The organism is Oribacterium sp. WCC10 (assembly GCF_900113415.1).
Lineage (GTDB): Bacteria > Bacillota > Clostridia > Lachnospirales > Lachnospiraceae > Oribacterium.
On record NZ_FOPH01000007.1, the window covers coordinates 90,836 to 115,915 of the forward strand.

At 42.3% G+C, this 25,080-nt stretch carries 20 protein-coding genes and 1 riboswitch; of the genes, 3 read left to right on the forward strand and 17 right to left on the reverse strand.

The features are described from left to right. Positions 1-75: 75 nt before the first annotated feature. From BM294_RS07090 to rfbC, 6 genes are all read right to left on the reverse strand, one after another. Positions 76-963, reverse strand: a complete 888-nt coding sequence (locus tag BM294_RS07090) for a DegV family protein (protein ID WP_091206172.1) — start codon at positions 961-963, stop codon at positions 76-78. Between the two features lie 290 nt (positions 964-1,253). After that, complete coding sequence (gene gpmI / locus BM294_RS07095; RefSeq protein WP_091206174.1) at positions 1,254-2,801, reverse strand: 2,3-bisphosphoglycerate-independent phosphoglycerate mutase; 1,548 nt, start codon at positions 2,799-2,801, stop codon at positions 1,254-1,256. Between the two features lie 532 nt (positions 2,802-3,333). After that, positions 3,334-3,849: a cyclic nucleotide-binding domain-containing protein gene (locus BM294_RS07100; RefSeq protein WP_091206177.1), complete on the reverse strand. Its 516-nt coding sequence runs from the start codon at positions 3,847-3,849 to the stop codon at positions 3,334-3,336. A 344-nt stretch (positions 3,850-4,193) separates the two neighbouring features. Continuing rightward, complete coding sequence (locus BM294_RS07105; RefSeq protein ID WP_091206181.1) at positions 4,194-6,281, reverse strand: FAD-binding protein; 2,088 nt, start codon at positions 6,279-6,281, stop codon at positions 4,194-4,196. A 234-nt stretch (positions 6,282-6,515) separates the two neighbouring features. After that, complete coding sequence (locus BM294_RS07110; RefSeq protein WP_175494586.1) at positions 6,516-7,598, reverse strand: RluA family pseudouridine synthase; 1,083 nt, start codon at positions 7,596-7,598, stop codon at positions 6,516-6,518. Between the two features lies 1 nt (position 7,599). Then, the gene (rfbC, locus tag BM294_RS07115; protein ID WP_091206185.1) at positions 7,600-8,205 is read right to left on the reverse strand and encodes a dTDP-4-dehydrorhamnose 3,5-epimerase; all 606 of its coding nucleotides are present in this window, start codon (positions 8,203-8,205) and stop codon (positions 7,600-7,602) included. Between the two features lie 406 nt (positions 8,206-8,611). Here rfbC and BM294_RS07120 point away from each other — a divergent pair, with 406 nt between their 5' ends. Beyond that, positions 8,612-9,154 carry an NADH peroxidase gene (locus tag BM294_RS07120; protein WP_091206188.1) on the forward strand — a complete coding sequence of 181 codons (543 nt, stop codon included), beginning with the start codon at positions 8,612-8,614 and terminating at the stop codon, positions 9,152-9,154. A gap of 301 nt (positions 9,155-9,455) precedes the next feature. Here BM294_RS07120 and BM294_RS07125 read toward each other — a convergent pair whose 3' ends face one another. The 4 genes from BM294_RS07125 to BM294_RS07140 form a co-directional block, all read right to left on the reverse strand. Then, complete coding sequence (locus BM294_RS07125) at positions 9,456-10,220, reverse strand: NAD-dependent protein deacylase (RefSeq protein WP_091206191.1); 765 nt, start codon at positions 10,218-10,220, stop codon at positions 9,456-9,458. Positions 10,221-10,290: 70 nt separating this feature from the next. After that, positions 10,291-10,947, reverse strand: coding sequence for a 5-formyltetrahydrofolate cyclo-ligase (locus BM294_RS07130; RefSeq protein ID WP_091206194.1), 657 nt, complete (start codon positions 10,945-10,947; stop codon positions 10,291-10,293). 716 nt (positions 10,948-11,663) lie between these two features. After that, positions 11,664-12,911, reverse strand: a complete 1,248-nt coding sequence (pepT, locus tag BM294_RS07135; RefSeq protein WP_091206196.1) for a peptidase T — start codon at positions 12,909-12,911, stop codon at positions 11,664-11,666. Positions 12,912-12,929: 18 nt separating this feature from the next. Continuing rightward, positions 12,930-13,931, reverse strand: coding sequence for a homoserine O-succinyltransferase (locus tag BM294_RS07140; protein WP_091206199.1), 1,002 nt, complete (start codon positions 13,929-13,931; stop codon positions 12,930-12,932). A gap of 432 nt (positions 13,932-14,363) precedes the next feature. Next, a riboswitch (SAM riboswitch) is annotated at positions 14,364-14,473 on the forward strand. Positions 14,474-14,591: 118 nt separating this feature from the next. On the opposite strand from BM294_RS07140, the gene metK reads away from it, so the two are divergent. Next, on the forward strand, positions 14,592-15,650 hold the full coding sequence (gene metK, locus BM294_RS07145; protein ID WP_091206202.1) for a methionine adenosyltransferase: 1,059 nt from the start codon (positions 14,592-14,594) through the stop codon (positions 15,648-15,650). A 116-nt stretch (positions 15,651-15,766) separates the two neighbouring features. Then, positions 15,767-16,504 (forward strand): hypothetical protein, encoded by a 738-nt coding sequence (locus tag BM294_RS07150; protein ID WP_091206204.1) that lies wholly within the window; start codon positions 15,767-15,769, stop codon positions 16,502-16,504. Between the two features lie 191 nt (positions 16,505-16,695). Here BM294_RS07150 and tpiA read toward each other — a convergent pair whose 3' ends face one another. The 7 genes from tpiA to BM294_RS07185 all read right to left on the reverse strand — a co-directional run bounded on the left by tpiA (position 16,696) and on the right by BM294_RS07185 (position 25,065). After that, positions 16,696-17,448, reverse strand: coding sequence for a triose-phosphate isomerase (gene tpiA / locus BM294_RS07155; RefSeq protein WP_091206349.1), 753 nt, complete (start codon positions 17,446-17,448; stop codon positions 16,696-16,698). A 142-nt stretch (positions 17,449-17,590) separates the two neighbouring features. After that, a complete protein-coding gene (locus BM294_RS07160; RefSeq protein ID WP_091206207.1) occupies positions 17,591-18,811 on the reverse strand; it encodes a phosphoglycerate kinase in 1,221 nt (406 codons plus the stop codon). Between the two features lie 221 nt (positions 18,812-19,032). Continuing rightward, the gene (gap, locus tag BM294_RS07165; RefSeq protein ID WP_091206208.1) at positions 19,033-20,049 is read right to left on the reverse strand and encodes a type I glyceraldehyde-3-phosphate dehydrogenase; all 1,017 of its coding nucleotides are present in this window, start codon (positions 20,047-20,049) and stop codon (positions 19,033-19,035) included. 517 nt (positions 20,050-20,566) lie between these two features. After that, a complete protein-coding gene (locus tag BM294_RS07170) occupies positions 20,567-22,258 on the reverse strand; it encodes a Na/Pi cotransporter family protein (RefSeq protein ID WP_091206211.1) in 1,692 nt (563 codons plus the stop codon). 273 nt (positions 22,259-22,531) lie between these two features. Next, a complete protein-coding gene (locus tag BM294_RS07175; RefSeq protein ID WP_091206214.1) occupies positions 22,532-23,335 on the reverse strand; it encodes an N-acetylmuramoyl-L-alanine amidase family protein in 804 nt (267 codons plus the stop codon). A gap of 193 nt (positions 23,336-23,528) precedes the next feature. After that, the gene (locus BM294_RS07180) at positions 23,529-24,368 is read right to left on the reverse strand and encodes an undecaprenyl-diphosphate phosphatase (RefSeq protein WP_091206218.1); all 840 of its coding nucleotides are present in this window, start codon (positions 24,366-24,368) and stop codon (positions 23,529-23,531) included. A 22-nt stretch (positions 24,369-24,390) separates the two neighbouring features. Further along, positions 24,391-25,065: a uracil-DNA glycosylase gene (locus BM294_RS07185; RefSeq protein WP_091206351.1), complete on the reverse strand. Its 675-nt coding sequence runs from the start codon at positions 25,063-25,065 to the stop codon at positions 24,391-24,393. Positions 25,066-25,080: the final 15 nt, after the last annotated feature.

The following is a 25,080-nucleotide window of genomic DNA, read 5'->3' on the forward strand; positions in this document are numbered from 1 at the left end:
TGCACATATTCACCTGTAAAAAAGTGATTATAACAAAAGAGCGATCTTCACTTATGAAAATCGCCCTCTGATTCATCATTTAAGTTCTTCAGGTCTCTCTATAACTGCCGCGGCCAGACTACCGGGTCCGACATGACAGCTTATAAGAAGTGACAATGGAGCTATAACTATCTCCGGATTAAGTCGGTCAGGGAACTCAGCCTTAAGCTCTTCGGCAAAAGCATGAGCCTGCTCGTCATTCTCGGTATGAGCAATATGAACATAGCAATTGCTCATCTCAGGGTCTCCAAGTCTTGTCTCCAGTTCATTCTTAAGCCCCTTAATGATAGCTTCCTTCACCTGTTTTGTTGTTCTTACCTTAGTGTATGAATCAAGCTTTCCGCCGTAGGTGATACCAAGCACCGGCTTGATATGAAGAAGTGTACCGATAGCAGCGGCCACAGGAGTGATACGTCCACCCTTCTTGAGATACTTAAGGGTATCAACCCCGATATATATCTGATTGCTTCCGGACTCACGATTTATAATGTCGCAGATTGCCTGCCCGTCATAACCCTTTTCAGCAAGCTCCAAAGCAAAAATGCAGTACTGCCTCTGTGTTACAGAAACGCCCTTATCATCTGGTACAAAAACCCTGCCCTCGTACTTATCCTCATGACTAAGCATCATTGCAGTCTGAGTTGAACCGGAAAGACCTGATGTGAGCGGAATATGAACCACCTGATCGCATTCCTCAAGAAGTTCATCCCAGACCTTCATAACATCCTCAGGGCTGGGCTGTGATGTTGCAACATCGCAGTCATTCTGAAGCTTCTCATAAAACTCTTCTTTTGTAATGTTTACACCCTCAAAGTATTCCTGACCATCTATACGGAACGGCATCGGAACTACACGGATGCCAAGCGCCTTACCCTCTTCCTGAGTTATACCACTTCCGGAGTCTGTTGAAACCCCAATTCTCATAAACCTTACCTCTTATTTCGAAAACTCCGGACCTTTGAAATTTCGCTTTGCGAAGGACCGGAGTCACATGTCAGATCATCATAGAAAATCTGACACATACATCACAATTTACGTAAACCGCCTTTATGGCGAAGCGGATGCTTCTACCGAAACATCCGCTTTTACTTTGTACATCTAAAATCAATGCTGTGAGTGTCACATGAGCGTCTCTCACATCTCCGAAACCAAAGATTTTAAATCCTTCATTTCATTTCGGAGCAACAAATAACCCTAGAATGATACTACATAATTTACTTTTCTTCAATAAGAGATTTTCCTGTCATCTCTGAAGGCTGTGGAATATCCATCATCTGAAGAAGTGTAGGCGCAAGGTCACACAGCGCACCGCCCTCACGAAGCTTCCAGTTTGGATCAGAATTCACAAGGATAAAAGGAACAGGATTTGTAGTATGAGCTGTCCATGGCTCTCCGGTCTCATAGTTGATCATCATGTCAGCATTACCATGATCAGCACAGATAATCATCTGACCGTCTACCGCCTTTAATGCATCAACAACCTTGCCAACAGCCTCATCAACAACCTCTATAGCTTTCACAGCTGAAGGAATAACGCCTGTATGTCCAACCATATCAGGGTTTGCAAAGTTGGCAATGATCATATCGTACTTCTTTGATGATATTGCATCACAGAGTTTCTCGCATACCTCAGGGCATGACATCTGTGGTTTAAGATCGTAAGTAGGAACATCCTTAGGAGATGGAACAAGCACGCGATCCTCACCCTCATTAGGCTCCTCAACACCACCGTTGAAAAAGAATGTAACATGAGCATACTTCTCTGTCTCAGCGATGCGAAGCTGCTTAAGTCCAAGAGATGCAACGTATTCACCAAGAGTCTTCTCGATAGACTGCTTAGGGAAAGCAATCTCCTTGTTTGGAATAGTCGGATCATAGTCTGTGAAGCATACAAACTTAGTATCGAGGCGACTTCCTCTCTCAAAGAAATCAAACTCATCATCACAGAAGCAGTGTGTCATCTCTCTTGCTCTATCTGGACGGAAATTGAAGAATACACATGAATCTCCATCCTTTATAACGTGAACCGGAGCACCATCCTTCTCAATAACGCAAGGAACAACAAACTCATCAAGGATCTTTGCATCGTATGAATTCTGTATAGCCTCAGAAACAGAAGCTGCCTTATCTCCGATTCCCTTTGTCATGGCATCATAAGCCTTAACGACACGATCATAGTTCTTATCACGATCCATAGCATAGTAACGGCCTGAAATCATGGCAATCTCACCTACACCAATTTCTGCCATCTTATCCTCTACCTGCTTAAGGAAACTCTTACCTGAATCAGGAGGTGTATCACGACCATCAAGGAATGCATAAAGATAAACCTTCTTAAGACCGTTTTTCTTTGCAAGCTCAAGAATGCCGAAGATATGCTCAAGATGTGAATGAACACCACCGTCTGAAACAAGACCAAACATATTGAGTGCCGAATCATTCTTCTTGCAATTCTCAACTGCAGAAAGAAGTGCCGGATTCTCGAAGAAATCACCATCCTGAATTGACTTTGTGATTCTTGTGAGATCCTGATAAATGATTCTTCCGGCACCCATATTCATGTGTCCAACTTCTGAGTTACCCATCTGTCCATCAGGAAGACCTACATAAAGACCTGATGCCTGTCCCTGTACGAAAGGACACTCAGCCTCAAGTCTGTCCATAACTGGAGTCTTGGCCATAGCGATAGCATTGCCCTCAGGGTTAGGATTAATGCCGTATCCATCAAGGATAAGTAAAACTACCGGTTTCTTATCTGTCATAATAACCATCCTTCTATAAAAACTATATTGTGATGTTTGCCAAAAATATTGACCCTTACATCATCATATTGTATTTACTGCAATCCACTGTAGTTTATACCAAATAGGAATGAGCGTCAATGATTCAGGGCACAACTTTGTTAAAAAAAATACAACTCCTTCTTTTTATCAGCTGTATTGCAAATGAGCGCATGAGGAAACCCTGATATAGACTGCGTCCCCATAAGAAAAACAGTGGATATAGAATATTTTTTTCAAATTTTATTAAATCAAATATAACCGTGTCCGGTTTTACTGTATTCACCAATCATTTTAGGAAATATTTTTTATTTTGATTTTATGTTGCATATATGTATTTTATCTGATACAATACAATCAGTTGAAGGAAATGTGGCGAGTGCTTCACAAATCCTAAACGATCGTGTGATAAGAACGGTAGATGAAATGGCGTGTGCTTCATGGATTCGAGGTTCTTATTTTTGTTTCTGTCTTTCCTGAAAAAAGAAGGCGTTGTTAAACCGCCCTCCTTCCATCACCCCTTTGCCGAAAACATCAGCATTTCCGGAGTACATGATTTCTCAATATATTTAAGCTGATACTGTTTCAGTCTCATCTCTATCCGGGAATCTATCTTAGTTTCCTTCGGAAGACTCTTCATCATTTCTGATATATCTTCCATAAGAAGAGATATGTCCATATTCTGTGTCACGATAATACGTGCCATACTCTTCATCATCCCAAGGATATTGCTTCGGTTATCATAGAGAAACTGCTCCAACTGTCCCTCTTCCACTCTCATGAGAAGTACATCTTCAATCGCCACCGCGGTATATACCTGAGGTTTTCCGGTGAGCATGGAAATCTCTCCAAAGAATTTTTCTTCATTTAATATCCCAAGCACACTCTCACCCTGTTTGTCGTAATTCACGTAAAGCCCGATTTTACCTTTCAGAACCTTATACATATATGGATGCATCTCTTTCTCTTGGAAAATGATATCTCCCTCATTAAATCGTCTCAGGTTCCCGCCTTTAGTTTCATCTCCCATACTTCCTCCTTGGCAAATCTGCAAATACTTCTGTATATATTATTTCATCATATTTACAGTATTTATAATCGGGAAATCAAAATAAAATCTGACCCGCAAAAAACAGCACATCTAAGGAAGCAATGATTATATCAATGTTTCCTTTGCGCCTCCGGCGTCGGGGCACAGATTTTCAAAGAAAGTTGATGCTTCGCATCGAAAATATCCGGCCGGGAAAACGCTTCAATCAGCGTTCCCCTAATCTCCGGAATGACATCAATCTGATTCAACCACATCTTCATCACATAATCAGCGATACAAAAAACGCCCGGGGGATAACCCGAGCGTTATAGTAGTCATATATCTTATTCGTCAATTCCGGCCATAACCTTGATGGACTTCATTGCAAATGTAAGTGTACGTCCGCAAGCGATACCTGCCATGAGACAAGGATAGTTGTTTGCGAAGAAAGAACCTGACATATCACCGCCGATATAGAGACCAGGGATTACATTGTTCTCTGCATCAAGAGCCTGTGTCTTATCATTGATAGAGATACCCTGCTCTGTTGTAAGAAGTGATGCACCAAGCCAGCATCCATAGAAAGGAGCTGTTCTAAGCTCAGAGAGACGAACCTTCATCTTACCGAAGTCCTCATCCTCCTGCTTGTCATAGAGCTCGTTATAACGCTCAACTGTTGCAAGGAAGTTCTTCTTATCATCGTCCTTGAAACCAAGCTTGTCAGCAAGCTCCTCAATTGTATCAGCCTTGAAGATAAGACCTTCGCCCTCTTCACCGTACTGCTCAAGCTGCTTGTCTACATAGCCAGGAATATTTCTTGACTGTGCTGAACATCCGATAGTATGGAATCTCTTGATATCCTCCATGTAGTTAGCATCCATGATCTGAGCATACACATGACCAGGCTGATGAGCTGCTGCATAAACGATATCGTTATATGGGCTTGACTCATTAGCGAAACGCTGACCATGACGGTTAACCTTAAGGAATGGCTGTGTACCAGGATTGTACTGTCTTACAGTACCAGGGAATGCCTTTCCGCCGAATGATGACTCACTCTCAACATAACCTGAATCCACACCAGGAGCTACAAGTCCACGGTCGAAGAGCATAGGAGCTGACTCGGCATCAAGATGAGCACCTGCCCAAACTGCTGCACGGATTCCATAACCCTTATCAGCAGGACTGAATGAACATGCTGTTGTAACAGAAGTTCCAAGCGGGTCAAGCTGCTCCATCATGTATGGGTTGCCCGGATATCCGCCGCAGGCAAGAAGAACACCATCCTTGGCATTGTAACGGATAAGGTCTCCTGAATCCACGTTCTGAGCGATAACGCCTGTTACTCTTCCGGTATCATCCTTCTCAAGCTTAACAAGTGCAGTCTTGAAGTCTACATCATAGCCTGCCTTCTGGATAACTTCAAGGAATACTTCGTTTCTCTGCATTCCGTACTCTGACTCGGATGCTCTGTAGTTGTGCTCCTGTTCAGGGAATACAAATGTTGTATTCTCATCGCTATCCGGCCAACGTGCTTCCTCACCTGATGTGAAGTCGCACTTCCAGTTGTAAGGCTCATTCTCAAGGATTCCTGCAACGAAATCATGCATAGCTGCTGACTCATCAAGCCAAAGCTTTACTACTCTCTGATCGCACTTTCCTGATGCATAACGGCTGATCTCAGAAAGAAGTTTCTTCTTATCAATAGAAGAACCTGCTGCGATAGCTGCTGAACTGTTAACAGCTCCATACCAGTGACGTGTATCCTGAACCACAGCATTCTGCTCGATAACGCGGAAGTTAAGACCCTTTGATGCTGCATATGCTGCTGCCATCATACCGGCATTACCGGCACCTACGATAAGGATATCTGTGTCAATTGTATCCTTAACGTCTGCATCATCAACGATAGGCTCCTCACCAAGCCAATCCTCATCAGAACCCGCCGGAATGAGATCACCTGTAGCTGCTACTGCCTCGCCCTTTGCCTGTGCAATACAGTTAGCTGCTGCCTTCTTCACAGCGTCTGATGTGATAGTTGCACCTGAAACAGCATCAAACTCTGCTGACTGTGCATCCATAAGAGCTTTCTCAAGATCAGGAACAGCAGCGCCACCGATTGATGGTGTCTCACCGTCTGCATTGATCTTTACTTCTGTGATTGATGACTCGTCAAAAGTCATAGTAACAGTAACCTTTGAGCTGATTCCGTCTGCACCTGCTGTATAAGTACCGGGTGTGTAGATAGCTCCACCTGCAGGAGCGGCTGCAGCTGTTGTCTCAGCAGCGGCAGCCGCTGTTGTTTCAGCTGCGGCTGTTGTAGCACTCGGAGTGCTTCCTGATGAACATGCTGACAGAGAACCGAGACCTGCGATAACTGCAGTTGCACTGATTCCCTTAAGAAAATCACGTCTTGTAAGTTTGTCTGACATAACAATTTCCCCTCAAATATTTAATATTGTCTATGGAGATCTTAAAGACCCCCACAACGCGACTTGTCTATTATATCGACAAACACAGGTATTTTATATAAGTTTTTTCCATTTTTTTAATAATTTCATTGCATTTTTTAACATTTTTGCAAATCTGCAATTTTTGTTTCGATATGAAACACCTATTCCCCGCAGAGTTTTCCATAAAAAGGTTCATAAATAATAATCCGAATGTCAAAATGTGTTATCTGAATAATGTAAAAACAGACTTTTCATATCTACAGGCATAGGTGCCGTCAAATCCAGCTCTTCCCCTGTAATCGGATGTTTGAATCTCAGTCTCCGGGAATGAAGAGCCTGGCGTTTTATAAATCTATAGTCCGGATTGTACAGAAAGTCTCCAATGAGAGGATGACCCGTATATCTCATGTGAACCCTGATTTGATGTGTTCGTCCGGTCTCCAGCTTCAATCTGACTAGTGAAAGCTTCCGTTCCGGATCATATGACAACAGCTTTATATGAGTGACCGCTCTTTCTCCTCTTTCAAAATCTATAGTTCTTTCTATAACCGAAGCTTCTTTTCTTGCGATTGGGGCATCTATAGTAATGTCATAATCACCAGATTCAGTAGTTATCGTCTTATCAAAAACATCAAATGTATCAGCAATGGCAGCTCCCGAAGCATTTGATGTTTCAATACACTTTCCAAAATATTTTTGAACACAGGAACATCCTTTCGCAAGTTCTGCCACATCTCCATGACATATAGCCAGATACTCCCTGTGTATCTCCCTTGCCCTCACCATATTCGAAAGCTTTGCCGCCGAAAGCATGTTTTTGGCAGATATAAGAAGACCGCTGGTGTCTCTGTCAAGCCTGTTTATTACCCTGTTGACGTATTTATCAAAGCCCAGAGTATGATGTGTGTACCAACATAGAGAATTGGCCAATGTTCCTTCATGGTGTCCCATCGACGGATGTATCGGCATACCTGCCGGTTTGTTTATAACCATCAGGTCATCATCTTCGTATATGATGGGAAGCGGAATGTCGCTTTCTGTAACATTTGCGCTCTCTTCTGTTTCAAGAATATTGCATTGAAGAACATCACCGGTGGTTAATGTCTTCTTCAGCCATGTTTTCTGTCCGTTCAACACCAGGCCGCTTAAATCTGCCGGCACCGCATCCGTTCCTGTGTTTCTCAGGTGATATATTACGTTTCTGGAATACCCCTCGGACTGAAGAAAAGCCTCCACGTTTTTTCCGTGGAAGCTTTCCGGTATAGTATATGTAAGTACTCTTAGATTTTTTGACATATCAGTTGAACTTAAATGTATCCTTAAGTCCGAGCCACTTCTGATCCTTATCCGAGAGGTTAAGTGGTGTTCCGTCTGAGAGCGCATATCCTTCAGCAGAAGCATTGCCCTTATACTCACCTGTAAGAGTAGGCCACTGAATGTTGATCTCCGGATCATTCCATGCGAGACCACCTTCATCTCCCGGATGATAAAAATCAGTTACCTTATAGCAGAACTCAGCAACATCAGAGAGAACGAGGAAACCATGAGCAAATCCCTCAGAGATGTAGAACTGCTTCTTGTTTTCTTCTGTAAGCTCAACGCCGAAATACTGACCGTAAGTCTTTGAACCCTGACGAAGGTCAACAGCCACATCGTAAACAGAGCCCTTTATAACACGAACCAGCTTGCCCTGCGGGTACTCCTTCTGGAAATGAAGTCCGCGAAGAACACCCTTTGTTGACATGGACTGGTTATCCTGAACAAATACCATATCAAGTCCGGCATCGTGCATATCGTTCTGATTGTATGTTTCCATAAAGTATCCACGACTGTCGCCGTGAACTGTCGGTTCGATGACGTAAAGACCCTCGATAGGAGCCTTAGTAACTTTTATCTGTCCCATAATATCTCCTTAAAGTTAATAATGTTCATATCAGGTCTGCTCCTGCAGACCGGTATATTATAGACCGAGAATAATAAAATTGCCATATCAAAAAGGTTAGGTGGAACTAACATCCTGTCGCAAAAAATAAAAGAAAATCTTTTTTATAATGTATTGACTTCGTTTTTTACGAAATGTATAGTCGAATTAATTGTTAATGATTATCAGTTTTAAAGCGTTTATCTGTGACATTGTCATAACTTTAAAAATGATAATCCGGTTTCTGGTTGATGGTGTTATATGTCATTATATGATCGTCAAAAGTATTTGCCGCTCACATATGATATTCAACATACGTATGACGCCAATCATCAAAACGGAGAATGACATGGTTCTCCCACAATAAAATGAAAAGGAGATTTCTAGTATGAAGACATGGGTTTGTTCAGTATGCGGATACGTTTGTGAAGGTGAGAATCCACCTGAGAAATGCCCTGTATGCGGTGTTCCTGCATCAAAGTTCACCGAGCAGTCCGGAGATATGACCTGGGCAGCTGAGCACGTTATCGGCGTAGCATCTGATGCACCTGAAGATATCAAGGCAGATCTTCGTGCAAACTTCGAAGCTGAATGCACAGAAGTAGGTATGTATCTTGCTATGTCAAGAGCGGCTTTCCGTGAGGGTTATCCCGAAGTTGGTGAATATTATAAAACAGCAGCCTTTGAAGAAGCAGATCATGCTTCAAAATTTGCAGAACTTCTTGGTGAGTGCGTTTCTGCATCAACAAAGGAAAACCTTACAGTTCGCGTAAAGGCAGAGAACGGTGCTACAGCCGGAAAGACGGATCTCGCAAAGAGAGCAAAGGCTCTGAATCTTGACGCTATCCATGATACCGTTCATGAGATGGCTCGCGACGAAGCTAGACACGGCAAGGCATTTGCAGGTCTCCTGAAGAGATACTTCGGCTAGTGCATATGGATAAAGAAAATGATTTTACCACCAAAAATTTAAGAGAGGATCCGGTCAGACCGGTTCCTCTCTTTTTTCTTTAATTTATTCAATGACGTCAGTGTCAAGAGTATTTGCCACTCACCGATTAGCCCCAACGCACACGTTCGTGTGCATAGAGCAGGAATGCATACAGATTCCTATTGAGCGCTCAAAGCCGCGTGATTCCTTCGATTAAAAATCGAAGGCAGTTGTGCTGCTGAACATTCAATTTAAGCATCATAGCTGTATTGATGTATCAACTTCAAACTTCTTTCAGGCATTACCCAAGGCTGATACCGCTTATCTCAGCAAGTCTTGTGAACACTTCGCCTATCTTATCATTGATCACAAGTGTGTTTGCCGCTCTGCGGATGTTAAGTTCATCTCTGTTTATGATAACCAGATACTTTCCTTCAAAATAGTTTATATAGGAAGCTGCCGGATAAACCGTCAGTGATGTTCCTCCGATAATAAGCATATCTGCAGCGGAAATTGCATTCACTGATTTACGAACCGCCATCTCCGGAAGGCTTTCTTCATATAATGTTATATCCGGACGAATCACACCTCCGCAATCACAATGTGGCACCGGTTCCTTTGAATCGAAAATGTAATCCGTATAATACTTCTTTCCGCAGCTCATACAGTAGTTACGAAGGGCACTTCCGTGTATCTCATAAACTTTCTCACTGCCTGCTTTCTGATGAAGTCCATCAATGTTCTGAGTAACAACAGCCTTCAGCTTACCTGTCTTTTCAAGCGCAGCCAGATATTTGTGAGCATTATTCGGTTCAATCTTTCTTGTGTCCATCTTCTGACGGTGGAATTCAAAGTAAACCTCCGGCTCACGCACAAGGCAGCTGTGACTCAGAAGATACTCCGGCTGATACTTTTCAAACTGAACATCATGCTGGTTATACAGTCCGTCCTTGCTTCTGAAATCAGGAACACCACTTTCTGTGGATACGCCTGCTCCTCCAAAGAACACGATGTTTTGAGATTTGTCTACCATATCCTTCAGTTCCAAAATCTTCTGTTCATCCATAGCATTCTCCCTTCAACCTAAAGAACATACATATATAAACTAAATCATAGACTACACTTTGGGGGACACATCATCTCTTTTTAATCAGCAGATCCTTCAACATTCCGATGATACCCTTACTTCTGATTTCCTTCACTATCTCATTGGTGGTATCGTCACTTTGTGTTCCCGGATTGTAGATTCTATCCTCCGTAAACACCCTGTCCATCTTTACATCGTACTGCTCCATAGGGATATTATCAGACATAAGTTCTTCATAGCAGAGACAATATTTATACATAGTCTGTCCCTTCAGCCATCTGTCATAGTATCCGGCACCGTGTCCAAGCCTTCCTCCCCACCTGTCAGCAGATACGCATGGCACCACCGCCAGTGCAATCTTGTATCCATCAACAACAGGAAGCCCCCGTTTTGGCTCAAGTATCCCCATGGTACCGGTCTCGAGATCATCCCAGCATGTTATCTTGACAGCCTCCATATCATGCTCTGCCCCGGGAATGCACCTTGGCACTGTAACTGTCTTTCCCATCTGCCAGGCAGTTTCAATGATAGTCCTTGTATCCGGTTCATTGTCCATACTTACGTAACAAAAGATGGAGTCCACCTGTTGAAATACCGGGTATAAAAGAAATCTCGTAGCGATACCTGCATCAGATTTTTCTCTGTACTCTTTTGTTATTGTCTTATTCTTTTCTCTGATCAGGGTTCGTAATTCATTTTTATCCATAACACTATTATAATCTTCCTTTCCGTTATTATGCCAAGGAAAGACTGATCATATCAGCATTTCCTTTATTCCATATTGCGTAAGTATCCGGCGCGTCTCCGCTATTGCAGAATGTTTATTAAAAATTAATTTTTCATTTCAAATAAAAATGTTTTCTTACGTTTTTGATATTCACAAGGATATACCTTCATGCTACTATAAGTATACAAGAAATAGATCAGTTAACACATCATCTGACGAGAAAGGATGATCCAAGTTAACTACAGTGACTGTGATCGGTCGTGGTCATGCATAGTCACAAAACTATATCGGAGAAAGCAGAGGGATGAAAATTATGACACCAGCTCAGTTATTCGATGATATCTCGATGCTTCAGGTAAGGTAATTTAGGAAAAGCGATAACAGCACTTTAAGTGGTCATGTTATTCAACTGAGGAGTGTTTCTCCAATTTATTTAACCTTCTTGAAGCCAGATACCATCGTTCCGGTAAACAATAAGTATTAAGAATAAAATCTTAGAATCTATTTTATTTTAAATTTTTACAAGGTATATAAGTGAGACGAGCACAAAGCCGTCATCGAAGAAACTGTATATACCTAATACAAAGAAGGGAGACTACCCCGTTGTATTAGTTAGTTGAAAAATTGAATATAGATTAAGAAACAATTTTAAATACTTAGAAAGGACCCTCGAGGAAGGGTCCTTTGTTTTGTCATTATTTATTCTTTCCAACCATATCTGTAGCAAGATTTGTAAGTACCGAAACCATCTTTCTCATGGAATTGATATTAAGATACTCATAGATGCCATGATAGTTCTCACCACCTGTTGAAAGGTTCGGACACGGAAGACCCTTGAAGCTAAGCTGCGCTCCATCTGTTCCGCCTCTGATAGGAACTGTCTTAGGCTCAACTCCTGCCTTTCTGAACGCTTCTTCAGCAGCATCTATAAGATACATATTGTCCGGCTCAATCTTTTCTCTCATATTAAAGTACTGATCTTTCAGAATGACCTCAACACTTGCCGCAGTATCCTTATATTTCTCATTCAGCTTATCAGCTGCTTTCCGAAAGATTTCCTTTTTCTCGAGGAATTTCGCCTTATCATGATCACGGATAATGTAACTCATATTGGTACATGCCTCATCTCCGTTTATTCCCGTAAGATGGAAAAATCCCTCATATCCTTCTGTGTTTGCCGGGCGCTCGTCAGGAAGCAGTGCATCAAACTCCATAGCAACAAGCGCTGCATTTACCATCTTATTCTTTGCATCTCCGGGATGAACATTAACACCTGTTATGCTGACCTTACCGGATGCAGCATTGAAATTCTCATATTCTATCTCACCAATGGTACCACCATCAACAGTGTATGCCACATCTGCTCCAAAGTCTGCCACATCAAAGAACATAGGCCCTTCACCTATCTCCTCGTCCGGTGTAAAACCAATCTCAATCTCTCCATGCTTTAACTCAGGATGCTGAAGAAGATACTCCGCCATAGCCATGATAGCTGCAACACCTGCCTTGTCATCTGCGCCAAGGAGTGTTGTTCCGTCTGTAACCAGGAGATCATCACCAATCATAGTTTCAAGCTTAGGGAACGTTTTAGGTGAAAGTACAATGTTCTTTTCCTTGTTGAGAACAATATCTCCACCCTGATAATTCTTAATCTCTCTTGGGTTTACCCCCTCATCACTTGCGGATGGTGAAGTATCCATATGTGCTATGAATCCAAGCTTTGGTGTCTTTTTACCTTCTTCAGGGCTGAGATTTGACGGAATTCTTCCAAATACATAGCAGTGTTCACTGAGATGTACGTTCTCAATCCCCAACTCCTTCATCTGCTTTTCCAGTAGTCTTGCAAGATCGAACTGTTTTTCAGTTGAAGGATGTGTTCCTGTCTCCTCGCTTGACTGTGTATCAATCTTTGCATACTCGATAAATCTTTCCAATACGTCCATGATGTCTCCAATTTCTGTTTAAATATTTTTTCTAAAAGTAAGAGTTGTATCTCTTTCCTGAAGGTGATCGCCTTCTACATAACTGTCATACTCCACAGGTTTAAGTTCATTAAGATCATATGGTGTTTCCTGATATACGAAATTAAGCCAGTTGGTGTAGGTGCAATTTGATGTGGATCTCCAGCTGAGTATCGGCTCCTTTGACGGGTCATCATCCTGATAGTAGTTTACAGGGATATCAGGATTAAGCCCCTTTTTAAGGTCTCTCTTATATTCCTTATCTAGATCATACTTGTCATATTCAGAGTGACCTGTGATAAATATCTGTCGGCTGGAACATGCGAGAACCATATATGTCCCTCCATCTTCCGGTTTCTCTGACTCAGCAACCACATATAGCTCAGGATTGCTCCTCACCGCTTCTTCGTCAATACCTGTATATCGGGAAACAGGAACATAAAAATAGTCATCCATACCACGCATTATCATTTTTTTCCTGTGCAGAACCTTATGTCTGTATATACCGGAAAGCTTCTTTGGAAGCATAACCTTCTCTATACCATAATGATAGTAAAGTCCGGCCTGAGCCCCCCAGCATATGTGGAATGTAGAAAATACGTGTGTTTTTGACCACTCCATGATCTTTTTCAGTTCATCCCAGTATTCAACCTCTTCAAAAGGCATCTTTTCCACCGGAGCACCGGTAATGATAAGACCATCAAATCTCTCATTCTCTATCTGGCTCAGGGTAACATAAAATTTATTAAGATGGGACGCCGCAGTATGTGTCGACTCATGGGTGGCAACTTTCATCAATGTTATCTCAGTCTGGATAGGAAAATTGGATAATACCCTTAGGATATCCAGTTCTGTGTCTTCCTTCAAAGGCATCAGATTGAGAATGCATATCTTCAGCGGTCGTATCTCCTGAGACTGGGCACGCTGCTCGTCCATAACAAAAATGTTTTCACTTTCCAGTATGTGTTTTGCCGGTAAATCATTCTGTACTTTAATTGGCATATGAACATCTCCCTAAATTCAGAGGTACCCCTCATTTTTTGTACTGTTCTAACCTGTACAAATGCTATCCTTACCCGAATAAAACTGTGAGAAGATAGACAATTAAACATAAGTATACATTAAATAATCAAGAATTTAAACATTGCTGTTAAGATAGATTTCGATAGAATATATCAACAAGAATACACATGGTTTCCATGTCATAGTCATCGGTAATATATGCTTCTTCCGACAGAACCTTTTCTGCAAATATACTTTGACTACAGTTTGACAAGAGTTCTGACCACATTTTAAATAATTCTCTGACTGACATTTATAAATATCAGACGTATGCCGATGAAAACTATATGGGTAAACAGTATGGGAGAACGCTGATTTAATATAGATATTGACAAATAGAAATGAAATGTTACAATATCCCGTACAAATGAATACTTATTCAGAGTCGGTGGAGCTACATAGGAGCTATGAAACCGCAGCAACCCCGGGAAAACCGGAAGGTGCTAACCTGAGCGAACTAATTTTGTTTCGAACAATAAGAGGATGCTTATTATGAGCCGGTCGATTGTTCGACGGGCTTTTTCTTTTGTAAATAGACAGACTCATCCGTTTTTCATTTTCGAAACACCAGGACGCTATGCGTCAGAAAGGATTTTTTATATGTTATTTTCATCAGAGCAGGTATCCAACGGACATCCTGATAAAATCTGTGACCAGATTTCAGATGCGATCGTAACCGATATTCTTCAGCATGACAAAGCAGGTCGTATAGCTGCAGAAACAACAATCAAGGACTTCGAGATCACAATTCTTGGTGAGGTTACAACCAATTATGACCCTGATTACGAGAAACTCACACGTGACGTTCTTAAGAAAATTGGTCTCACAGATATAGATAAGTACAACATTCGTATTCTCATCTCCAAGCAGTCACCTGATATCGCCATGGGCGTAGACAATGATGGCGCCGGAGACCAGGGAATGATGTTCGGATATGCCACCAATGAAACAGAAGAACTTCTTCCTATCCCTTATGTTCTTTCAAACAGAGCACTTCTCAAACTTCGTGAGTTTAACTTAAAGGATGGATTCAAGACTCTTCGTCCGGATGCGAAGGCGCAGGTATCTTTCGATTACAAGACTCATCGTATCGATACTTTCCTTATTTCTACACAGCACGCTGAGGAAACATCTCTTGATAAGGTACGAGAGATTGTTTCAGCCATCATGAAGGAAACTGCTGAAGAACTTTCTCTCAATACGGATTTCAGAATACTTGTAAATCCTACAGGACGTTTTGTTCTCGGTTCTTCATTTGCTGATTCCGGTCTCACAGGACGTAAGATCATCGCTGATACTTACGGCGGAGCTGCTCATCACGGCGGCGGAGCTTTCTCAGGAAAGGACCCAAGTAAGGTTGACCGTTCCGCAGCATACATGGCCCGTAAGATTGCCAGAGACATCGTTACAGCCGGCAAGGCTGACCGTTGTGAGGTTCAGCTTGCTTATGCCATCGGTGTTGCAGAGCCTGTATCCGTTTATGTTGATTGTTTCGGAACCGAAAAGGAAGATTGCAACAAGATCTGGGATGACATCAAGCACAATTATGACCTTACACCAAAGGGTATCATCAATTCTCTTAAGCTTCGTGATGTTGATTACAACCTTGTTTCAAGCTATGGTCACTTCGGAAAGCCGGAGCTTCCATGGGAGCAGTAATGCTTCATTTTTGAACAACATAACAAAATGTGTTATTATAATGCAGTCACTACGGTGGCTGCATTTTTTATATAATATAATGAAGCCATATTTGCACACAGAATAAGGTGATATAAGTGAACAATCATTTCAATATAAAAAAACATATCAAGAACAACACTCATAACATGAAGCCTCTTTGGCGTGACTGGCTTACATACGACCTTGTTTTTGGAATATCCTTACAGATATTCATCTTTCTTTTTTCTATGTTTTTCTGGTCAATGAGATTTCCAAAGCTCACATTCGAGAAAGCTACAGTTTTAAATCTTCTTTACCTAAGCCTGTTTCTACCGTTTTTTACAGGTCTTCTCGGATTATGGGCAAGAACATATGAATCCCGCTCATGGACAAAGTTCTTCACAGCGATCTCATTTCCTTCTCTCATCATAGGAATCATTGCCACTGTATTCCTTTGTATACTGCCACCATACTGTTCCGGCACAACTGAAGTTCATAATTATATGAAGTTCGATGATGATATCGATGCTATAACAAGAGATACTGTAGATGCTGTTTTTCCGGATATTATCGCGGCTGACGCTTCCAACATTTCCTATCGTTACTATAAGTATAGCAGTATTCTTGAAAACAGTTTCCACATGAGCCTTGGTGAAACTCTTTCCGACACGGAATTCTCTGATGAAAGTACACGTCTTTTGTCACTGCCTGAGTTTGATTCTGCTGAGATTTCAAACAACTCTGATATCACTCTCATTGACACAGTACTTGATAACAGGCTTATTGTACATATCACCCTGGATGATACTTACAAAAGAATAATCTATTCTATAGGATATAATTCAATAAACTGATCCACCAGATTTCTTTTCATTTTCTATTTTATAAGTCGTAGTCTATTCACTAATAAGCATCAATAGAACTGTTTACATGCAAATAATTTTCTTTCTATCAGTTAGTCGGCAACCATAAAAAGACCGACCACATAATATGTGATCGGTCTTCTCAGGAAGATATAAGTAAATCAGCCAGTCAAAAAAGCCGATTACTTGTTGTAGTTAACGATGGTTCCGAAGTCAGGCTTAAGTGAAGCGCCTCCGATAAGTCCACCATCGATATCCGGCTGAGCAAGGAGTTCCTTGCAGTTTCCGGCATTCATAGATCCGCCATACTGAATACGAATAGCTTCAGCTGTATCTGTTCCGTAGATAGCACAGATTGTCTCACGGATACCCTTGCAAACCTCTTCAGCCTGCTCAACAGTAGCAGTCTTTCCGGTTCCGATAGCCCAAATTGGCTCGTATGCGATAACAACATCCTTAGCCTGTGCAGCACTTACACCCTGGAATGCAACCTTAATCTGCATATTGATCCAGTCCATAGTGATGCCCTGCTCTCTCTGCTCAAGAGACTCACCACAGCATACGATAGGCTTAAGCCCCTTCTCAAGAGCCTTTAAAAGTTTCTTGTTGATATCTTCATCTGTCTCATGGAAGTAACCTCTTCTCTCAGAGTGTCCCATGATAACATACTCAACACCTGCATCAAGAAGCATATCTGCTGAAATCTCACCTGTGAATGCTCCCTTATCCTCAAAATAAAGGTTCTCAGCACCAACATGAACGTTTGTACCCTTTACAGCCTCAACTACCGGAACAATGTCTACTGCAGGAACACAGTAAACTACATCTACGTCATCATTCTGAACAAGTGGCTTTAATGTCTCAACAAGCTTAACAGCCTCTGATGGCACCATATTCATCTTCCAGTTTCCGGCGATAATCTTCTTTCTCATTATAAACTCCATTCCGCATGTATCCTATTCATAAGAATAAAATACACGCAATAGAAATCTTCTATATAATTAATTTTCTTCTCCGGAGAACTGCATGAAGCACTATCTCTTATCATCTGTCCTCCGGAAAGACATCATTGTTATCTCAGTTCTTATCGTCTGCAGCAGCTACACCCGGAAGCTCCTTACCCTCAAGGAACTCAAGAGAAGCACCGCCACCTGTAGAAATATGTGACATCTTATCGCCATATCCAAGCTGGTTAACGGCAGCTGCTGAATCACCGCCACCGATGATTGTTGTAGCATCTGTTTCTGCAAGAGCCTTTGCTACTGACTTTGTTCCGGCTGCAAGTGTAGGATTCTCAAATACACCCATAGGTCCGTTCCATACAACAGTCTTGGCTGACTTAACTGCCTCTGCATAAAGCTCCTGTGTCTTAGGTCCGATATCCATACCCATTCTGTCTGCAGGAATCTTGTCAATATCAACTACTACTGTATCGATAGCACCATCAATTGGCTCCGGGAAATGATCTGTTGTTACAGCATCAACAGGAAGAAGAAGCTTCTTTCCAAGTGTCTTTGCCTTCTCGATCATCTCCTTGCAGTAATCAACCTTAGTCTCATCGCAAAGCGAAGTACCGATCTCATAGCCCTGAGCCTTGGCAAATGTATATGCCATACCTCCGCCAATGATAAGTGTATCGCACTTCTCAAGGAGATTTGAAATAACGTTAAGCTTATCCGCAACCTTAGCACCGCCAAGGATAGCTACGAATGGACGTACCGGATTCTCTACTGCCTGTCCAAGGAACTTGATCTCCTTCTGCATAAGGTAACCAACAGCGTGAGGTCCGTTAAGGAACTGAGTAACACCAACATTTGAGCAGTGTGCTCTGTGAGCTGTACCGAATGCATCATTTACGAATACATCAGCGATAGAAGCAAGATCCTTTGAGAATGCCTCTCCGTTCTTTGTCTCTTCTGCTCTGTAACGTGTGTTCTCAAGAAGGATAACATCTCCGTCCCTCATCTCTGCTACAGCAGCCTTGGCATTGGCACCAACAACCTCAGGATCAGCAGCGAACTTAACTTCCTGTCCGAGAAGCTCTGAAAGTCTCTTAGCTACAGGAGCAAGTGTCTTTGATGGCTTATCCTCCTCTGTCTTAACCTTTCCAAGGTGTGAGCAAAGGATAACCTTTCCACCGTCAGCGATAAGCTTTTTGATTGTTGGAAGAGCTGCTACAAGTCTGTTCTCATCTGTGATCTTTCCATCCTTAAGAGGAACATTAAAGTCACATCTGCAAAGAACTCTCTTGCCCTTAACATCGATATCATCGACTGTTAACTTGTTTAAACCTGCCATATGAATCTCCTTTTTGAGAGAAATATCTCTCCTGTTTTTTTCTCTTGATATTATAAAAGAATTTTTCTGTATTTTGTGTATTTCGACAAAAGCAAAAGCCCAAATCTTCAGTTTATTGTCAAATATCGTTATATTTTTGGTTTTTTAGGCAAACAAAGAGGCCCAGGCCCATATAGGCCGGACCTCATCAAAGTCATGTCTTATTTATCTTTCAAGGATAATTACTTAAGAAGGCTTCCGAAGTGCTTGATAGTACGAACCATCTGGCTTGTGTATGAATTCTCGTTATCATACCATGAAACAACCTGTACCTGTGTAGTTCCGTTGTCAAGAGGAAGAACCATTGTCTGGGTTGCATCAAATAATGAACCGAATCTCATTCCAACGATATCAGATGAAACGATCTCGTCCTCATTGTAACCAAAGCTCTCGTTGCTTGCTGCCTTCATAGCTGCATTGATCTGATCCTTTGTAACATTTCCTTCAACAACTGCTGTAAGGATAGTTGTTGAACCTGTAGGTGTCGGAACACGCTGAGCAGCACCGATGAGCTTTCCGTTAAGCTCAGGGATAACAAGGCCGATTGCCTTTGCTGCACCTGTAGAGTTAGGAACGATGTTGCATGCTGCTGCACGTGAACGTCTCTTGTCACCCTTTCTCTGAGGTCCGTCAAGAGTCATCTGATCACCTGTGTAAGCGTGAATTGTGCACATGATACCGGACTTGATTGTAGCAAGATCGTTAAGAGCCTTAGCCATAGGAGCAAGGCAGTTTGTTGTACATGAAGCTGCAGAAATGATCTTGTCGTCCTTTGTAAGGTTCTGGTGGTTTACATTGTAAACGATAGTAGGAAGATCATTACCTGCAGGAGCAGAAATGATAACGTGCTTAGCACCTGCATCGATGTGTGCCTGTGACTTATCCTTGCTTGTATAGAAACCTGTACACTCAAGAACAACGTCTACACCAAGCTCTCCCCAAGGGAGGTTCTTAGCGTCTGCTTCCTTGTATATTGTGATCTTCTTTCCGTCAACAGTGATAGAATCCTCACCGAAAGAAACCTTGTCACAAAGCTCGTAACGACCCTGTGTGCTGTCGTACTTAAGAAGATGTGCAAGCATCTCTGGGCTTGTAAGATCGTTGATTGCAACGATTTCAAATCCCTCTGCACCAAACATCTGTCTGAATGCAAGACGACCGATACGACCAAAACCGTTAATAGCAACTTTAACTGCCATAGTAAATATCCTCCTGATACTTTAAATGATATGTAGTTAATGTAAGTGGAAACTTTTTTCACACTCACCTATGATGCACGACTTACATATCCCAGGTGCATCATACTGTTGAGCTGTTTTCCTCATCAGCACACTCATTGTATGCCATAGAATGTATTTTTGCAAGTGCAAAACCCCATTTTTGTGAAATATTTCACACATATTTGTGAATTATCTAACTATAGGATTAAATTTCTTCCATTTTTCGGTTCAGCTAATGTATTTTTCACTCTCATGACCGGCTTTCCGTACTTTTATTCCCTTCTCTTTATCTACAATGTATTCCAATATATGCAATTTCCACAAAAGCAAACCCGGCAGGCAATTAAGCCCACCGGGTCATATCACTTTCATATCAATAGGTCACAATTTCTCATCGAATAACTCCATAGTTATCCTGCCTCCCATGCAACAGCAGTATGTATTCTGATTTCCCGGATATCATCCGACTGATATCAGACTTTTCTTTTCATCAGAATCATATCATTTGCTTTACATAAGCTGCGATATTGTCCGCATGATCGGAGATTCTCTCCAGGTCTCCTATAACATCAAGAAAAACTATGCCCGCATCTGTAGTACATTCGCCCATGGAAAGTCTCTGCATATGATTCTGTCTCATCTCACGCTCCATGGCATCAACCTGATCCTCTGTTCTCGCAGTATCCACCATCTCATCTATACTGTCATCCTCAAAAGCGTTAAGTGAAAGACTGTAACTTTCCTGGGCCTTTCCTGAAATTCTCTTCAGATCCTCGATTCCCTCTGCTGTAAAGGATACATTATGCTCCCTGGCATACTTAGCCTTTTCTGCAATGTTTTCAGCATGGTCTCCTGCCCTTTCAATGTCAGTAAGAGCATTGAGCATGGTAGTCACCTGAAGCTTCTGCTTATCACTGAGAGATAGCTTATCAATCTTTATAAGATAGTCCGTAAGAAGATTCGTCATATGATCGATGATCTTTTCCCTGTCATAAACAGTCTGTATAGTCTCATCATCGTCAAGGGCAAGTGAATTGCAGGCTGTGCTAATGTTTACGGCCACCACACGTCCGAGATTCACCACTTCGCTCTTGGTTGCAGCAATAGCTATGGCCGGAGATTCAAGGATACGTTCGTCGAGATGACGGCGCAGCCTCTGTGCCTCCTGATTAAGCTTGTCCTCAACAGTTTCATCTCCTTCTTCTTTCTTTGCCTCAGGCACTATGGCACCCGAAAGATTGACAAGAAAATCACCTAGTGGAAACAGAACCACAGTGCAGAGAATATTGAATATGGTATGAAATACCGATATCTCAACCGGTGTAAGCTTTCCCATGAAAAACTCCGGTGCCATAAAAGAACCCGAAAAGATAATGATCCCAAAGAGCACTGCACCCGAAACATTAAACAGAAGATGAATAACAGCTGCTCTCTTTGCTGTTCTTGTGGTTCCAGTGGAAGAAAGCATCGCCGTTATACAGGTTCCGATGTTCTGTCCAAGGGTAATGTAAAAACCCGATACTCTTGGAACTGCACCTGCGAGTGCAAGGGTCTGAAGTATAGACACCGATGCCGCAGATGATTGAATAACGCCGGTAACAACAGCGCCTACAAGTATGCCTAGTACAGGATTGCTTCCGATTGTTCTGAACGCTTCTGAAAAGACGGGAGAATCTGCGTAGGGTGCTACCGCTCCGGACATAAATCCGAGTCCGATAAATATAAAACCGACACCGATACAGAAATCACCAATCAGGTCATCGCTTCCTTTTTTCCCGAACAGAATACGAAAAGCTCCGACTCCCACAAGCACCGGCGCGAAGAAATCCGGCTTTAAAACCGTAAGCATATCGCTGGAAATCTGCGTAAGTGAAACCATCCATGCAGTGATAGTTGTTCCTATATTGGCGCCCATAATGATTCCAACAGCCTGAGAAAGATTCATAACACCGGCATTGACAAATCCGACCACCATGACCGTGGTGGCTGAAGACGACTGTATCAGCGCCGTAATTCCGGCTCCCAGAATAACAGCCATTATTTTGTTTCCGGTGACCACATCCAAAAATTTCGACATCCGTGATCCGGCAGCCTTCTGCATTCCGTCACTCATAACCGTCATACCGTAAAGAAACATCCCCAGTCCACCAAAAAGACTGAAAATGCTTGATAAATGCTCTACTGTCATATCTAACCTCTGTTCAATTGTTACACTTTATCTTTCTCCGATAAAGCAGTGATTCCCGAAAATTATAACAGAGGCCAAAATTCCTGTAAATGTAAGTAACGGATTGTGTTGGTTTTAGAAATTCCAATGCTGCCGCGGATGAAACTGCTATCATCTTCTCCTGTTTCACTACCCTGAGATTACTTTATGTTTTTTTATTCAGAAAAACACAAAAGCTCTCATCGCAGGAGACGATCTTTTTACCGTCTTCTGTGATGAGAGCTGAATGTGCAATCACGCAAATCCGTAATATTCATTTACGCCCAAAAGGAGTCCTTCAGCAAATCTGTCGCATGCAGCCTGTGAATGATCCGTCGCCTTATCTCCAAGCTCGATGCTGACGGATGCAATGGTCGAATACGCAGTCTGCACCAGATCTTCATCCTTACTTCCACCGGAATGAATCCTGGTTCCCGTAGCTTCAAGTCCCGAAATCAGACTTTCACCCAGTCTCTCAGACTTCTTCCAGTAGGAAGCGACAGGCTCCTTGCCTTTGACTGCGTCCGGAACACTTATATAGTAAGCGCCTTTATCCTTGGATGAAGAATCAAAATGTATGGATATATGACAGTCTGCCTTGTTGTTTGCAAGCACTGCTCTGGCAACATTGTCCAACTGAACATCCTCTCCATCTCTTATCATAAGAACATCATATCCGTCATCCAGAAGCTTCTCTGCAAAGCTCTTTGCCACTGCGAGATTAACTGATGCCTCTGTGGTCTTATCCGGGAATGTCATCCCCGCATCTACCGCACTTTCCGAAGTACTGCCGCCATTAGCCTTTGCGCTTCCGTCAGGATGACTCAAAACCTTTTGGGACTCACCTCCCTGTGTTCCATGACCTGCATCTACCGCAACTGTAATATCCTTCTTCTCAGCAGCCCCGCTGGTATATAGCGTAGCTTTACCGGTATTGATCTTTGAATTGTCCGCATATTTCCAATCAAGATTCAAACCTATTTCAGTCGAAGCCAATGCCGTCATACCCATAAAAAGCGACATAACCGCTGCCGTAAAAGCTACTCTGATCCTCTTCATTTCTTCCTCTTTCAAAAACACTTAACCCACTTACATGTAGCATCCCTGCTCCATGCATATATCATAAATGTCTGTCCCATACTTTAATTCGGCTGAGACATACCTGCTTATAAACTTAGCATGAGCATAGAACAAAAAAAGAGGGCTCGCAACCGACAATCAGTTACGTCCCTCTTAAGTATTTCTTACACCATCAAAGTGCCTTTGATACCGCAAACCAGATGAGTACGATAGCCCCCAAAACTATACGATAATAGCCAAAAAGTGAGAAACTGTTCTTACGTATATATCTCATCAAAAAGTTAATACAATAGATGCTGACAATATATGCAACAACCATACCGAGTATCATATAGAACCACTGGATAGTATCAAACCCGGCTCCTCTCTTCAGAAGCTTCAGGAAACTTGCTCCGAACATAACGGGAACCGAAAGAAAAAATGAAAACTCGGCAGCCGCTGTTCTTGAAACGCCAAGCAGCATAGCTCCAATGATAGTGGCGCCGGATCTTGAAGTACCCGGCACAAGTGCAAGACACTGGAACAGACCTATATAGACAGCTGTCTTCAGATCAAGTTCGCCTATACTTCTGATAGTGAACTCCTTCTGTTCATTTCTCCTCTCAACAATGATAAACAGCACTCCGTAGATAATAAGCATAAGTGCAACAACAAATCCGTTGTAGAGGTATGTATCCAGGAAATCATCAAGCAGGAGCCCGAAAACCGCTGCCGGAATACATGCCACGATTATCTTTATCCAAAGCTCTACCTTTGACGGTACAAGTGTGATTCCCCTGCTTCTTCTTGTCTCGGTGAATGGCCACAGCTCGCGAAAAAACGCAGTTACAACAGCCATGATAGCGCCAAGCTGTATAACAACCTCAAATACCTCATAGTATTCTGCCGGCTGGCGGAGCCGGATTATATCATTTACAAGAATCATATGTCCTGTAGAAGAAACCGGAAGCCACTCCGTGAAGCCTTCTACCAGACCAAGTACAATTACCTTAAGTATCTCAACAAAACTCATATTACTCTCCTAGTCAATATATTTAAACATTCTCGATCTGCCAGTCTATAGGCCCGAGACCATGTTCCTCAAGAAACCTGTTTGTCTTTGAAAAAGGCCGGGATCCGAAAAATCCTCTGTATGCACTCAGCGGGCTTGGATGCGGTGATTTCAGGATCAAATGTTTCGGATTGTCCAGCATCTCCGCCTTCATCTGCGCAGGTCTGCCCCAAAGAATAAACACTATAGGTCTGTCAACCTCATTAAGCACTCTTATCGCTGCATCCGTAAACTCTTCCCATCCTATGCCTTTATGGCTGTTGGCCTGATGTGCACGTACTGTAAGCACCGTATTAAGAAGCATAACTCCCTGATCGGCCCACTTTTTCAGATATCCGTTATTGGGTATATAGCATCCCAGATCACTGTTAAGTTCTTTATAAATGTTAACCAGTGATGGCGGAATATCTATATCAGGTTTAACGGAAAATGATAATCCATGCGCCTGCCCCGGTTCATGATAAGGATCCTGTCCGAGTATGACAACCTTTACCTTAGCCAAAGGTGTAAATTCAAAAGCATTGAATATATCCTCGGCAGGCGGGTAAATAGTTTCTCTCTTATATTCCTCATTCACCCTGTCATACAGCTTTTTATAATAAGGCTTGGAAAACTCAGATTCAAGCGGAGTTTCCCAGTCGTTTTTTATCATCATAATATTCTCCAAATATTT

What these genes read in the sequence shown, in the direction of transcription:
- BM294_RS07090 (WP_091206172.1), bottom strand. Translation starts at nt 963, where the DNA reads ATGAGAATTGGGGTTTCAACAGACTCCGGAAGTGGTATAACTCAGGAA.
- gpmI (WP_091206174.1), bottom strand. Translation starts at nt 2,801, where the DNA reads ATGACAGATAAGAAACCGGTAGTTTTACTTATCCTTGATGGATACGGC.
- BM294_RS07100 (WP_091206177.1), bottom strand. Translation starts at nt 3,849, where the DNA reads ATGGGAGATGAAACTAAAGGCGGGAACCTGAGACGATTTAATGAGGGA.
- BM294_RS07105 (WP_091206181.1), bottom strand. Translation starts at nt 6,281, where the DNA reads ATGTCAGACAAACTTACAAGACGTGATTTTCTTAAGGGAATCAGTGCA.
- BM294_RS07110 (WP_175494586.1), bottom strand. Translation starts at nt 7,598, where the DNA reads ATGTCAAAAAATCTAAGAGTACTTACATATACTATACCGGAAAGCTTC.
- rfbC (WP_091206185.1), bottom strand. Translation starts at nt 8,205, where the DNA reads ATGGGACAGATAAAAGTTACTAAGGCTCCTATCGAGGGTCTTTACGTC.
- BM294_RS07120 (WP_091206188.1), top strand. Translation starts at nt 8,612, where the DNA reads ATGAAGACATGGGTTTGTTCAGTATGCGGATACGTTTGTGAAGGTGAG.
- BM294_RS07125 (WP_091206191.1), bottom strand. Translation starts at nt 10,220, where the DNA reads ATGGATGAACAGAAGATTTTGGAACTGAAGGATATGGTAGACAAATCT.
- BM294_RS07130 (WP_091206194.1), bottom strand. Translation starts at nt 10,947, where the DNA reads ATGGATAAAAATGAATTACGAACCCTGATCAGAGAAAAGAATAAGACA.
- pepT (WP_091206196.1), bottom strand. Translation starts at nt 12,911, where the DNA reads ATGGACGTATTGGAAAGATTTATCGAGTATGCAAAGATTGATACACAG.
- BM294_RS07140 (WP_091206199.1), bottom strand. Translation starts at nt 13,931, where the DNA reads ATGCCAATTAAAGTACAGAATGATTTACCGGCAAAACACATACTGGAA.
- metK (WP_091206202.1), top strand. Translation starts at nt 14,592, where the DNA reads ATGTTATTTTCATCAGAGCAGGTATCCAACGGACATCCTGATAAAATC.
- BM294_RS07160 (WP_091206207.1), bottom strand. Translation starts at nt 18,811, where the DNA reads ATGGCAGGTTTAAACAAGTTAACAGTCGATGATATCGATGTTAAGGGC.
- gap (WP_091206208.1), bottom strand. Translation starts at nt 20,049, where the DNA reads ATGGCAGTTAAAGTTGCTATTAACGGTTTTGGTCGTATCGGTCGTCTT.
- BM294_RS07170 (WP_091206211.1), bottom strand. Translation starts at nt 22,258, where the DNA reads ATGACAGTAGAGCATTTATCAAGCATTTTCAGTCTTTTTGGTGGACTG.
- BM294_RS07175 (WP_091206214.1), bottom strand. Translation starts at nt 23,335, where the DNA reads ATGAAGAGGATCAGAGTAGCTTTTACGGCAGCGGTTATGTCGCTTTTT.
- BM294_RS07180 (WP_091206218.1), bottom strand. Translation starts at nt 24,368, where the DNA reads ATGAGTTTTGTTGAGATACTTAAGGTAATTGTACTTGGTCTGGTAGAA.